We start from the raw sequence: 12,962 nt of genomic DNA, 5'->3' as shown, positions 1-12,962 counted from the left end.
AAACTTTTAGTTTAATCGAAGGAAGCAAATTTGTCCTTTAATGCATCGGAGGGTTCTTCAGGCTCCAAAGTTAAACTAGGGAATGGAAGAAAAGAACGGGAACTCAGTATATCGAGATCCTCTTAACACCCTCCAGCTTGGAGAGCTCGTTGATGAGATCGCCCGGAATCGGCTTCTCCGTGATTATCGTGAGAGTTGCCTCGGGATATAGCTCGGGATCCTCCGCAACGACCTGGACGATGTTTATCCCCCTGTCCGCTATCTTCTGGGCTATCTTGGCGAGTATTCCAACCGCCCTCGGCTCGGGCTCGATCTCGATGACACCGTAACCAACGTGCCTGCCGACGTGCTTCATATGGACGGTCGGCTCGAGGTTCGTGTATATCTCCCTCAGGTCGGGAATCTTGAGTATCATGCTGACGGTCTCCTTGACGACCCTCCTGTCAACGTCGAGGGCCTTGGCTATCTTCGTGTAAGGCACCTCAATGTCGCCGGCCTTTATCTTGAGGTCGTCCGAAACCCTGAGACCGTACTTAAGGAGCGTCTTTGCTATAAGCTTCCTCACGGGGTACTCGTCAAAGTAGTGCTCGATCTTTCCCCACATCCTCATCACCCATAGTAGTTCATCACTAACCGTTTTGCATCACTGATATTAAAATGTTTCCATGTTCACATGCATCCAGATATGACAGTGATGGATTTTTCATCCATCGTTTGCTTTTTAAGTCCCGACCCCGGAACTGGGGGCATGATAGAGCTCCGCCTGCCAAACTCACGCTTTGAGGATCTTGGGGATGCCATCAGGCTGATCTGGCGCGAAACCCTCTACGCAGACTTTCCAAAGCGAGAGCTTGAGAGGGTCATCAGAAGAAAGTACCGCGTCTCGCCCCAAATCACAGCCCGAAACGGTACACTAATTATAGACACTGACTACAAAAAAGTTGAAGGGTTTATAGCACTATACATTCAGAACAACCTCGGTGCCCTGCTTAGAAATCGGTACACCAAAAGAAAAGTTCTTTACATTCACGAAGCTCTTGACGTTCCTCTCCTCGGCTACAACGCCTTTGGCCTAATAGACCGGGGAACGAACCTCATCCAGATAAGGGGCGTGAGCGGCTGTAACCTGAGCTGCATCTTCTGCTCTGTTGATGAGGGCCCGTATTCGCGAACCAGAAAGCTCGACTACGTGGTTGATATAGACTACTTGATGAAGTGGTTCGACGAGGTCGCGAGGATAAAGGGAAAAGGTTTAGAAGCCCATCTAGACGGTCAGGGAGAACCGCTCATCTATCCATTCCGCGTCGAGCTCGTTCAGGCCTTGAGAGAGCATCCAAACGTCTCCGTGATCTCCATGCAGAGCAACGGGACGCTTCTTACGGATAAACTCGTCGAAGAACTTGCGGAGGCGGGCCTCGACAGGGTAAACCTCTCCATTCACTCCCTCGACCCGGAAAAAGCTAAAATGCTCATGGGAATGAAGAGCTACGACCTCGATCACGTTCTGGAGATGGCGGAAGCTCTGGTAAACGCGGGAATAGACGTCCTCATTGCTCCTGTCATAATCTTCGGGATCAACGACGACGAGGCGGAGGCCTTCATAGAGTTCGCAAGGAAAATCGGCGCTGGAAAGCGCTGGCCGGCCCTCGGTTTCCAGAACTACGTTCCCTACAAGTTCGGGAGGAATCCAGTCATAGCGAAGCCCGTTCCCTTCAAGGAGTTCTACGCCTGGCTGAGGAGGCTTGAGGAAAAGACAGGGATGAAGCCCCTCGTCCTGAAGCCGAGCCACTTTGGCATGGAGAAGAGGGAGTTCATACCGCTGGCCTTTCGGCCCGGAGAAATAGTTAAGGCCGAGGTCGTCCTCCCGGGCAGGATTGAAGGAGAGATGCTTGCAAAGGCCAGGAACAGGCTCATAGAGGTCGTTGGAACGAGGGCGGAAGTTGGAGACAGGATAAGGGTGAGAATAGTGCGGACGAGACACGGGATTTACATCGGGAGGGAAGTCTAAAAAACTTTTTAAAGTAATTTTTTCGACTATTCCCTGTGAGGGCGTATGAAGCGCTGGTTGGCCCTCGGCATCTCAATCCTTGTGCTCCTATCCGTCCTTGTCGTGACAACCGCCAGTGAATCAACCGTACTATCTGAACTCTCTGGTGAATCCCAATATGGTGGTTCTCTCATTCCCAACAGCTCCGGCTGGAGGAGCGCTCCGGAGGATCCGCAAACGGTCTACATTGAAATCGTCGCCCCAAACGTCCGGCTTAAGAAGGCCCTTAGAGAGGCCCTCACCAACGTGACCCGCGCCCATAACTTAAAGCCGGTTTACGTCAGCGGCTCAATAGATGACCACGACATGAAAGGCAGAGTCGTGGTAGTTTATCTGCCCCACGCCTTTTCCAGGGACGGTCTCCTCTCCCGTGAGTGCGGTGTTTCGGGAATCCTCTATTACTCCTACGCCGGCGACGCCAAAACTTTCGTCGATATCATGATGAGCCGGAATACCTCAAAAGAGACCAAAGGAACAATCAAAAAGCCCGCCCTTGAGTTGAAGTTTTCAAGCGTCAGGAGGCTAAACGAGGAGCACATCATGAACCAGACAGTCTGGGTCGCCTACTGGTGGAACCTGAAGGCCAGGGTAGGGAGGCTTAGAGAGGGAGATCCTTACAAAATGGTCGCCAGGGAGATAGCAGCTCATCTTGATCGGTTCCTAGAGAACTCATAGGTGCTCATCCAATGCCCGCCACCTTTGGGGTTATGAAGGCCTCAATGAAAGCCGCCACGAGGAGCAGGACGGCGGAGAGGGCATAGAGTTTGAGGGAGGCGTAAACAACCTCCATACCCTCCTTCTTAAGCGTCCCCCTGTAAACCAGTATTCCAGCCGCTGCCGCCAGGAGTATAGCGGGAATCTCAAATATCCCATGAGGGAGCACGGCGAGCATCGCGGTTACTGGGCTAATAAGCCCCGTAGACACTACAACGGCCAAAACGAGGCCCAGAATGAAGCCGTTCACCAGAACGATGATCCAGGGCACAATGCCGAAGAATATCCCGAGGGCGTAGGCAGAAGTGGCAACGGTGAGGTTGTTGGTGTATATCGACAGAAACGCGCCAAAGCCCTCTCGATCCCCAACTTTACCGGCTATCGACTTCCCAATCTCAACGAAGAGGTTTGCGGCGGTTTTGGGAAAAACGACAGCAACCAGAACGCCCAGAAAGGCGCTCACCACGAACCCAACCGCCAACCGGAGGAGCTGGCCTATCGCCAGCTCTTTGGCCCTCATCCCCAGCGAAAGCCTCACCCTCACCCCTCCAGGGCCTTCTTGAGGGCAATCTTGAAGTCCTCGACGTTCACGTACGGCATCTCGACATCGAGGCGCATCGCGAAGAACTCGTCAATCAGGCTTTCAAGCTCCTCGATTTTATGTCCTTCCAGCTTCTTCTCGAGGTCGTGGACTGCCTCCTCAGGGTGCATGAAGAAATCTCCCGTAATCTTAACGTGCTCGGCTATGCCGTCCCTCTCGTCGAACTCAATCCTTATGAGGCCCTTTTTCGCTTTGTGCTCACCGACGTGATGCTTCATACCCATCCCCGTTGTAAGCTCGCGGGAGAACTTTTTAAAGGTTGGGTTAAAGTGGGAGCGGTGGTGAAGATGGTCTATAAAGAGATACGGGAGAGGGCGAGGCTTTCTCTGAAGAAGGCACTCGACGAGATGCTCACCGAGGCAGGAAAGAAGTGGGAAGGAGAGATAACCTTCGACGACACACCGAGCCTCGAGCTCGGCGACTTTGGCACGGCTGTGGCGTTTCAACTCGCGAGGGTCTTCAGGAAGGCCCCGAAGCTCATAGCGGAAGAGCTCGTCGAGCGGATTGAGAAGCCCGAGGGCATAGTCGAGGTTAAGGCGGTCAACGGCTACATCAACTTCTACGTTGACTACTCCTACTTCGGACGCGAGCTGGTCAGGGAAATCCTTGGCAAAGGCGAAGCCTACGGCGAGAGCGAGCTTGGAAAGGGCAGGAAGGTCATCGTCGAGCACACCTCGGTCAATCCCACGAAGCCACTCCACATGGGGCACGCGAGGAACGCGGTTTTGGGCGACACGATGGCGAGGATTATGCGCAGGCTCGGCTACAAGGTTGAAGTTCAGAACTACATAGACGACCTTGGAGTGCAGTTCGCCCAGGTTCTCTGGGGCTACCTCAACATGAAAGAGGAGTTCGAGAGGATTGAGGCAGAGCTGAGGGAGAAGGGCCTGAAGGAGGACTTCATAGACCACGTAATGGGCCTGCTCTACGTCGAGGTTAACAAGCGCATCGAGGAGAACCCCGAGGTCGATAAAGAGGTTCGCGAGCTCATGAAAAAGCTCGAAGAGGGAAACAACGAGATAGCCGAAATCGGCAGGAAGCTGGCGGAGCGCGTTGTCAAGGCCCAGATGCTAACTACATACCGCATGGGCATAGCCTACGACCTGCTCAGCTGGGAGAGCGACATAATGAGGAGCGGAATCTTCGAGGAGGCCTACAGGCTCATCGAGGCCAACGAGAACTTCTTCTGGGGGAGGGAGGGCAAGTACAAGGGCGCTTTTGTGATGGATTTGAGGAAGCTCTTCCCGGACATGAAGAACCCGTTTTTGGTTCTCAAAAGGAGCGACGGAACAGCAACTTACACGGGCAAGGACATAGCGTATCACCTCTGGAAGTTCGGCAAGGTGAAGGCCGACATGCTCTACAAGCTCTGGGATAAGAGGGAGAACCACGAGACCTGGACGACTGCCCCTGATGGCGAGGAGATGCCCGGCAGGTTCGGCAGAGGGGACATAGTGATAAACGTCATCGGAGCGGAGCAGAGACACCCACAGATGGCGATAAAGTACGCACTCCAGCTCCTCGGCTTTGAGGACTCGGCTGAGAACTTCCACCACCTGGCTTACGAGCACGTTGTGAGGCCTGAAGGCAAGTTCTCGGGCAGGAAGGGAACCTGGGTCGGCTTCACCGTTGATGAAGTTCTCAACGAAGCCGTCCAGAGGGCGAGGGAGCTGGTCGAGCAGAAGAACCCGAACCTGAGCGAGGAGGAGAAGGACGAGATAGCCGAAGCCGTTGGAGTTGGCGCGGTTCGCTTCAACCTCGTCAAGTACAGCCCCGACAAGATAATAACCTTCCGCTGGGACGACGTTCTCAACTTTGAAGGGGAGAGCGCACCCTACATCCAGTACGCACACGCGCGCTGTGCCTCAATCCTGCGGAAGGCGAGGGAAAGCGGAGTCGAGACCGAATGGGAAAAGCTTCTTGAGAAGGCCGACTTCTCGAAGCTCACCCTACGCGAAAAGGAGCTCATCAAGCTTCTTGCCAAGTTCCCTGAGGTAATAGAGAGCGCGGGCAGGGACATCAAGCCCCACCTGGTTCCAGCGTACCTCAACGAGCTCGCTTCGCTCTTCAACAAGTTCTACATGGATCATCCGGTGCTCAAGGCAGAGGACGGAATCAGGGAAGAGAGGTTACTCCTCGTTTTAGCTGTGAAGCAGGTTCTCAGGAACGGGCTGGAGCTGCTCGGCATAGAGGCGCCGGAGAAGATGTGATTAGCTTTTCAATATTTTCTCCACGAGAGGGTCTATTATCCGGTACTCCCCGCTTTCTTTCCTCACCCAGCCCATCTTCTCAAGGTTCTTCAGGAGCGCGGACAGTCTCGCGTTCGTTATGGGCCCGCCTTTAGCCTCCACGTAGTCCTTGATGTCCCTCCAGCGCGTGAGCCCTATCGCTATCGCCCTGAGGATTAGGGCGTACCTTGGAGAGCGCTTTTCAAGCTCAAGAAGCTCCTCCCGTATCATCACCCTGGCCCTCTCGACGGTTCTCTCCATAGCTCTCTCAAAACTTCCGCTCTTCCAGTAGTTAAACCCAAACTCCACGAGCCAGCCAGGAATGCCGTCGAGCCCATCGACAGCTCTCTTTATTTCCTCGTCCGGAACTTTCAAGCCTACCTCCTCAAACCCCGCCCGCAGGAAAGCCTCCGAGACCCCTCTCTGGAACGGCCTAACTTCAACTTCCTCGTAGACCCTGCCGAAGAGTGGACTTGAGTAGTCGTCGATACCGATGAAATCGTGGAGGAGGCCGACCTCTGAACCCGTGAACACGAAGCCGAGGTCCGGGAGGGAGTCATAGGCGTAGGCTATTCCAGCTAAGAGGTCTTTTCCGCCTCTCGGCCCGTAGAAGCGAAGGTACTGGGCCTCGTCGAAAGCCAAGACGACCCTCCCAAACCTCTCCCCAAGGCCGTTCAGGAGTTCAAAGACGTCTATTATGGTCATTTCCTTTGGTGCGATTTTTACTCCCGCCAGATTAACGCTCTCCAGCTTTATCCCGCTCAGAAAGCCAAACCTGCCCTTTCCGAGGAGTATCTTTCTGATCTCGTCCACAAGGACGGCGGGACTTATTGCCCCACCTCCCGCGGCGTAGAGCCTCCTTGCATCGAGGTAAAGGCCAAGACCGTTGAACTCATTCAGGGCTACCCTTAAGAGAGAGCTCTTTCCTACTCTCCTGATTCCTATGAGAACGGTTATTGGATACTCCTCGATTCCCCCAAGTAAGGAGTTCAACTCCTTCTCCCTGTCGAAGATTTCCTCCCTCTTGCTCTTCGGCCTCGGGTCAAACAGCATAGGTATCGCCCCCGATACTAAGTATCGGTACCGGTACTTAAAGGTTCCGAAACGATGCATATTATCATCATTTGAACGAGCGAATCAAAGGGAAAATTAAAATATCATGCCGAAAGAATTCAAAGTGGTGAGAACATGGAGCGGGTAAGAGATGTCAACGTGCGTTACGTTATGGAAGAGCTTGAGCGCCTGAAGGTGGAAATCCAGCGTCTTGAGGCTATGCTGGTTCCCATTGTGAGGGGTGAAGTATCCGATGAAGAACTTGATAAGATAGAAAGAGAAGCAAGAGATTTCAAGGAAGAGAACTGGATTGACGCGGACGAGCTTGAGCGGATTCTGGAGGAAGACTCATGACTTTCGAGGTCAAAATAAAGAAAGAGGCAATTAAGGCTCTGAAGTCCTTACCGAAGGCTAACCTCAGAAAATTTTTGGAGTTAAAGGACGCGCTTAGATATGAGGCAGTCCCCCCGGGACAAATTTGACATAATTAAACTTAAAGGCTCGGGAGACCTTGATATTTACCATGTTAGAATCGGCGAATACCGCATTATCTATTCTGTGAACTGGAAGGCCCGTAGGATTCTAATTCACAAGGTTAAGAAAAGGGAAGATGCATACAAATAGCTCAGTGAATCTTGTACCTCAGAAACGCTCCAAGCCCGCCAAAGGCCTTGTAGAACTGCTGTCCCTCCTCGGTGTCGAGGGAAATTATCTCCACGTTTGAACCGGCTTCCTCTGCCATCTTGATGAGCTCCTCCGCGACGTCCCACTTCTCGAAGGTTATGTTCTGACTGCCACACTTGGGACAGTGGGTCAGCTTCTTCTTGTAGACGTGGAATTCCTGCTCGCTCATCGTCTTCTCCTCGCTCCAGCCACAGTTGTTGCACTTTGCCCTGACGCGGACCTTATCGTAGCCCTCACTGATGAGGAGCGTGTCAACGGCGCCGAGCTCAAGCGCTTGCCTGACTTCTTTCTCACCGTAGGTTATCATCCCCGTGTCCTTGACGAGGTGCTTGAAGAAGTCCTGGATGAGCTTCCTCTCCTTTACGGCCTCGTGATCCCTGAGTATGTCGCTGGCCTTCTCGACGAGCTCCCTTAGGCCGTACTCGCCGTGGTAGCTTATGTCGACGACGCCGATGACCTTCTTCCTCAGCTCGTGGTGAAGGTAATCGCCTTCAACGAACTCCTCCTTGGTCGGCCCGGGGCCGCCGATGATGATTCCCCTCAGCTCACCCTTCTCAAGGAGCGGGAGAAAGGCCTTGTTGGCGTGCTCGCCGATGCGCTTCATGAACTCGTGAGTTTCCTGCTCGCGAATCCTCTCGTAACGCCTCGCCGACTGACCACCAGCCCTCGTCTTTCCCGGGACGTTCGAGGTGAGCTCGTCTATGACCTCAATCCTCTTGCCCCTAAGGAGGCCTATCGTCGCCTCGTTCTTCTCCACGGTTATGAGGCCGTACGCATCTTTAACGCGGAGCATCTCCTCGAGCGGTTCGGTGACGAAGGTCTGGTCACATCGATAAAGGCGGACCTTGAGCGGTTCAGGCGGGACTATGGCCCAGAGCCTTATGTCGCTCACTCCTTCCTGCTCGCTGACGTTGCCGACGAACAAAGCGAGGCCATTCTCCGGGGTCTTGCGGTAGAGCTTGAGGTGCTGCATCGCCCTTTCAAGCGCTCCCAAAACGTTCTTTCGGGTGGACTTGCTCTTGATGTTCTGGGCCGTTCCGTACTCCTCTCGCAACTGCTGCATGACCTTGTTTATGTCGTAGCCCGCTGGAATGTAAAGGCTGACGAGTTCGGTCGCTCGACCTCGATACTTCTTCAGCTCCTCAACCTTCTTTTTGAGCTCGTACATTTCCGCTGACTTGTGAGACATGAGCATCACCCCTATTTTCTCGCAGAGAGGCATAGAAAAGGGAAATTTATAAAGGTTTGGAGGTCACCTAGCCGTTGCGACGATTTTTATGATGTCGTTGAACTGAAGCTCGTAGTCCTCCCCAACGCGCCTCTTCGTTCTGGCATTCACCGCGTAGAGGAAAGTCCTTCCGAGGTCGGTGTGGACCTTATAGGCCAGATCCCTCGGCGTCGAGCCCTTCGGGAGCAGGTAGACGTGCGGTAGGACGTTGCCGAACTGGTCGGTGAGCTTGTTCTCGTCCTGAACGGGATAAACCGGAATTAGGTTGAGCAGCTCGAAGACGGCCCTGTTTATGACCTCCTGGACGCCGGTCGAGCCGAAGCGGTCGAGGACTTTCTCCTTAATCAGCTCCAGAGCTTTTTCCTGCTTGGGGTTCATCTTCTTGAGAATCTTGAAATCGCTCGAGCCCGGAATGTACTCGATGAAGCCCGCCTTTGCCGCCTTCCTGAGGGTCAGCTCCGCGGCGGCAGAAGTGGGAACGACGATGTAGCCCCTCTTCTTTCCCTCCTCGATGAGCCTCTTGATTCCCTCGTCGCTTGCCGCGTCGGCCTTGTTCGCGGCTATTATTATCGGTTTGTTTATTTTTCTCAGCTCGCGGACGAACGAGAGCAAATCCTCGTCGCTCCACTTGGTCGGGTCGCTTGGGAGTCCCACCTTGTGAAGGGCCTCCCAGACGTCCTCCTCGGTTACTCCGATTCCGGAGAGGTGGTCGGCGATTGCCTGTTCTAATTTCATGTGCTGGAGCTTAATCCTCTTCGCGAACTTCTCCCAGCCCTTCTTGAGGATTCCGTAAATCCAGTAGTCTATCTCCCTCTCGAGGAACTCGATGTCCTCAACGGGGTCGTGGTAATCCGTTGGCTGACCCTCGGCGTCGGTCTTTCCGGTGGCATCTATGACGTGTATTAGAGCTGAAGCCATCCTGAGGTCGTCAAGGAACTTGTTGCCCAGTCCGCGCCCTTCATGAGCTCCGGGGACGAGACCGGCAACGTCAATCATCTTTATCGGAATCAGGGCCTTCCCCTCGCGGTACTCGTAGTTCTGGGGGTTTGGCTTACAGCCGAGCTCCCTGCAGGGGTGCTCCGCTATGGCATAGCTCACGCCGACGTTGGCGTCGATGGTCGTGAAGGGGTAGTTCGCTATGTCAACGTCAACGAGCGTTGCAGCCGAGAAGAACGTTGACTTCCCCACGTTTGGCTTTCCAACGACACCTATCTCCATTTCATTCACCTAAGGAAGTACCGCGAGAGGGTTTTAAGGGATTGCGGTTCGGCCATAACTTCTCCAGAAACGCCAAAAATTTCTGAAGAACGTTAATTTTATTTAGGTCGTCCCCAAACCTTAGTCCGGCCACAACCGGCCATAGGCAATAGAGTTAAAAGCACAAACGCCCTTAAAGAGAACTGAACCCCTCAGGGGAGGTGAAGTGTTGTGAAATCCAAGAAGGGATTTAAAGAGATTTGGCGCAGGAAATTACAAGCGCTTCCGCTGATGCTTCTGCTGCTTGGAGGTATTATAGGGTTCGGAGCGAATGCCGGATTCGTCAGTGCCTCAGAATCAACGGGTTTCTTCTGGGCCGCCACGTACACGGCCGAAAGGAGCGAAGCACTTTCACTGGCTTACTCTGATTCCGGCCTGGCTTTCATTGGCTGGCTCAACGGAGCCGGGGTTGACCACTCAAGCGCATGGATAGTTAAGGTCAACGACGATGGAAGCATAGCCTGGCAGAAGGCTGCAACGGGCAACTACGGCTTCAACGATATTGAAGCCACCGGAGATGGATACATAGCCGTTGGATGGGCCAACGGGGCTGAGATCTCCCAGAACGATGCCTGGCTCGTCAAGTTCGACGAGGATGGAAACGTGGTGTGGCAGAAGGCCATCGGCGGCGATGGAGACCAGAAGGCAGTCGCCGTTTCCGGAGACGCGTTCGTTGGAACCTACAACGGGTTCCCGTGGATCGTCACCTTCGACGAGAACGGAAGCGTTAACTGGGAGGCCGTTCTTAAGGGCGAGGGAAGCTACGGCTTCACAAACGTTCTCAAGGACTACAAATACTACTACGCCGTCGGCTGGCTCAACGGCGCCCCTCTCGTCGTTAAGTTCAAGGGAGACGGGAGCAAGACATACTGGCAGAACGTCATAGAAACCAGCGGAAAAGCCGTTGCAATAGCCCCCGCGAAAAAGGGGACCGTAACCGCTGTCATAACCAGTGATGGAAGCCTGCTCGTCAAGTTTGATTACTTCGGACACCTCAAGTGGGAGAAGCTCTACAGAGGAGTTCAGATAAGGGCCCTCTACAGGGACGGCGACTACATCATTGCCGCAGGCGAGATGGGCGGAAAAACACTGGTCATGAAGCTTGATGGAGACGGAAACGTCATAAAGGCCGTAACCTATGGCAGCGGGGCCTTCAACGGGCTTGCACTTGGCGATGAGAAGGCCTTCCTCGCGGGAGTGATGAGCGACAACGCCCTCGCCATGGCCGTTCCCGCAGGCGATCTCACCATACCGTCCTGCGAACTTGTTGCTCCGGTCGATATAACTGGTGAGGATGTCAACCTGAGCGTTAACAGCGCCCACCTGATCCTCAGCCCGGTTGAGTCGAGTGTCGTTGAAACTAACGCCGAGTTCATAAACACTACGGCGGAGTTCAGCTCCCTGAAGGCGATAGCGCCGGTTCTCAGCGTTTCTGACCCAGAGGGTGACGATCACGGTCCGGGAACCTACACCTACCCGACTGATCCAGTCTTCAACAGGACCGGACTCTTCGACATAACCGGAATGGACGTTTACGAGACTCCAAACGACTACGTATTCTACTTCCACTTCAAGAACCTCGGTGACAACCAGTGGAACGGGCCGAACGGCTTCAGCTACCAGATAATCGAAGCTTACTTCGACTTCAAGGACGGAGGCAACACCTCAGCCATCAAACTGGCCGACAACGGGCCCGGAGCGAACGTACAGTTCAACAGGCCGTGGGATCTCGCCTTTAGAGTAACCGGCTGGACGTCAAAGCTCGTCCTTCCAAACATGAGCACCGTTGACATTGAAGCCAATGCCGACCTCTCCACCAACACCATTATCGTCAAAGTTCCGAGAGAGTATCTTAATTTCACTGAGGACACATTCTACGCCGTTCTCGTTGGCAGCCAGGACGGTTACGGTGTTGATGAGTGGCGTGATGTTCAAGTTGAGGCTGCACAGTGGAGGGTTGGTGGCGGTGACTCTGACGCTATCATAGCCGGCGTCGCCCCACGCGTCATGGACCTCCTCGTTCCAGAGTGGTTCCACCCAACCCAGGAAGAACAGCTCAGCGGCTACGACGCCAAGGACAAGAAGCTTGCCACCGTTGACATGATACCCGTCTCAGAGAACTACGGCTTCCTCACGGTCATTTCAACCCCGAGCGGTGCCGAAGTCAGCATTGATGGGGAGAGCGTTGGAACCACGCCCCTCAAGTACTACCTCGTCCCAGCTGGCGAGCACAACGTAACCGTGAGCATGCGCAACTATCATGAGTACAAGGAGACCGTAACAGTTGAGCCCAAGGAAGTCACCCTTGTAAACGCCACACTGGAGGTACTCAAAGGCAAACTCACAATAACCAGCGAGCCCACGAACGCAACGGTGATAATCGACGGTAATGAGGTCGGTAAGACTCCGCTCGAGAACTACACCCTGCCCGTTGGCCTGCACCAGGTCATAGTCAAGATGCCCGGCTACAAGGATGAGGTCTTCAACGTCTCAATCCAGGCTGGAAAGCTCCTGACATTCCACGTCGAGCTCTCACCGAAGACCGGAATGATAACGATCAACAGCAACCCGAGTGGAGCTGAAGTCTACATCGACGGTCAGAAGGTTGGTGAAACCCCGCTCGAGCACTACGTCCTACCGATCGGTTTACACCAGGTTCTCATCAAGAAGGAGGGCTATAAGGATGAAGTATTCAACGTCTCAATCCAGGAGGGTAAGGAGCTCACCTTCAACGTTGAGCTCTCACCGAAGACAGGAATGATAACAATAACTACCGATCCAAGCGGGGCCGAGGTCTACATTGACGGTCAGAAAGTCGGGGAGACTCCGCTCGAGCAGTATGTTCTGACCGTTGGCAAACACACGATCGTCATCAAGAAGGAGGGTTACAAGGAGGAGACCCACGAGATAACAGTTGAGGCAGGAAAGGAGCTCAAGCTCAACTACAAGCTCACCCCGCTCCACACGACCACCACGACTACTACGACCACTACTACGACTACGACGACTTCTAAGGGCGGTGGAGGCACCAAGATCTGCGGTCCAGCGGCCCTCATAGGCCTCGCAATAATCCCACTCCTCCTCAGGAGGAGAAAGTGACCCTCTTCCCCTCTTTTTGTTTTCTACAAGTTTCAAGACAGGCTTTTATCG

11 protein-coding genes are annotated in these 12,962 nt (G+C 53.9%); 5 read left to right on the top strand and 6 right to left on the bottom strand.

The genetic code is table 11. The features are described 5' to 3' along the window. Positions 1-103: 103 nt before the first annotated feature. Positions 104-604, bottom strand: a complete 501-nt coding sequence (locus TGAM_RS03600; RefSeq protein ID WP_015858322.1) for an ACT domain-containing protein — start codon at positions 602-604, stop codon at positions 104-106. A 144-nt stretch (positions 605-748) separates the two neighbouring features. Here TGAM_RS03600 and TGAM_RS03595 point away from each other — a divergent pair, with 144 nt between their 5' ends. Both TGAM_RS03595 and TGAM_RS03590 read left to right on the top strand, forming a co-directional pair. Then, positions 749-2,008 carry a radical SAM protein gene (locus TGAM_RS03595; protein WP_015858321.1) on the top strand — a complete coding sequence of 420 codons (1,260 nt, stop codon included), beginning with the start codon at positions 749-751 and terminating at the stop codon, positions 2,006-2,008. Positions 2,009-2,053: 45 nt separating this feature from the next. Beyond that, a complete protein-coding gene (locus TGAM_RS03590; protein WP_015858320.1) occupies positions 2,054-2,722 on the top strand; it encodes a hypothetical protein in 669 nt (222 codons plus the stop codon). Between the two features lie 4 nt (positions 2,723-2,726). On the opposite strand, the gene TGAM_RS03585 is transcribed toward TGAM_RS03590, so the two are convergent. After that, positions 2,727-3,299 (bottom strand): stage II sporulation protein M, encoded by a 573-nt coding sequence (locus TGAM_RS03585; protein ID WP_148206259.1) that lies wholly within the window; start codon positions 3,297-3,299, stop codon positions 2,727-2,729. A 2-nt stretch (positions 3,300-3,301) separates the two neighbouring features. Next, positions 3,302-3,580 carry a lipoate protein ligase C-terminal domain-containing protein gene (locus TGAM_RS03580; RefSeq protein ID WP_048811092.1) on the bottom strand — a complete coding sequence of 93 codons (279 nt, stop codon included), beginning with the start codon at positions 3,578-3,580 and terminating at the stop codon, positions 3,302-3,304. Between the two features lie 69 nt (positions 3,581-3,649). Between TGAM_RS03580 and TGAM_RS03575 the strand changes: the two genes are divergently transcribed. Further along, positions 3,650-5,572: an arginine--tRNA ligase gene (locus tag TGAM_RS03575; protein WP_015858317.1), complete on the top strand. Its 1,923-nt coding sequence runs from the start codon at positions 3,650-3,652 to the stop codon at positions 5,570-5,572. On the opposite strand, the gene TGAM_RS03570 is transcribed toward TGAM_RS03575, so the two are convergent. Continuing rightward, positions 5,573-6,643: an AAA family ATPase gene (locus TGAM_RS03570; RefSeq protein WP_015858316.1), complete on the bottom strand. Its 1,071-nt coding sequence runs from the start codon at positions 6,641-6,643 to the stop codon at positions 5,573-5,575. Positions 6,644-6,778: 135 nt separating this feature from the next. On the opposite strand from TGAM_RS03570, the gene TGAM_RS03565 reads away from it, so the two are divergent. Next, entirely contained in the window at positions 6,779-6,997 is a 219-nt protein-coding gene (locus TGAM_RS03565; RefSeq protein WP_015858315.1) for a DUF5646 family protein, read from the top strand. Between the two features lie 271 nt (positions 6,998-7,268). Here the strand turns inward: TGAM_RS03565 and prf1 are convergent, their stop codons facing one another. Both prf1 and TGAM_RS03555 read right to left on the bottom strand, forming a co-directional pair. Further along, positions 7,269-8,516, bottom strand: a complete 1,248-nt coding sequence (gene prf1 / locus TGAM_RS03560) for a peptide chain release factor aRF-1 (RefSeq protein WP_048811091.1) — start codon at positions 8,514-8,516, stop codon at positions 7,269-7,271. A gap of 63 nt (positions 8,517-8,579) precedes the next feature. Continuing rightward, a complete protein-coding gene (locus TGAM_RS03555) occupies positions 8,580-9,773 on the bottom strand; it encodes a redox-regulated ATPase YchF (protein WP_015858311.1) in 1,194 nt (397 codons plus the stop codon). Between the two features lie 210 nt (positions 9,774-9,983). On the opposite strand from TGAM_RS03555, the gene TGAM_RS03550 reads away from it, so the two are divergent. Further along, entirely contained in the window at positions 9,984-12,911 is a 2,928-nt protein-coding gene (locus tag TGAM_RS03550) for a PEGA domain-containing protein (protein ID WP_015858310.1), read from the top strand. The last annotated feature ends 51 nt before the right edge of the window (positions 12,912-12,962 follow it).

It is taken from the genome of Thermococcus gammatolerans EJ3 (assembly GCF_000022365.1).
Taxonomy (GTDB): Archaea; Methanobacteriota_B; Thermococci; order Thermococcales; family Thermococcaceae; genus Thermococcus; species Thermococcus gammatolerans.
This window is presented reverse-complemented; position numbering and strand designations above follow the sequence as displayed.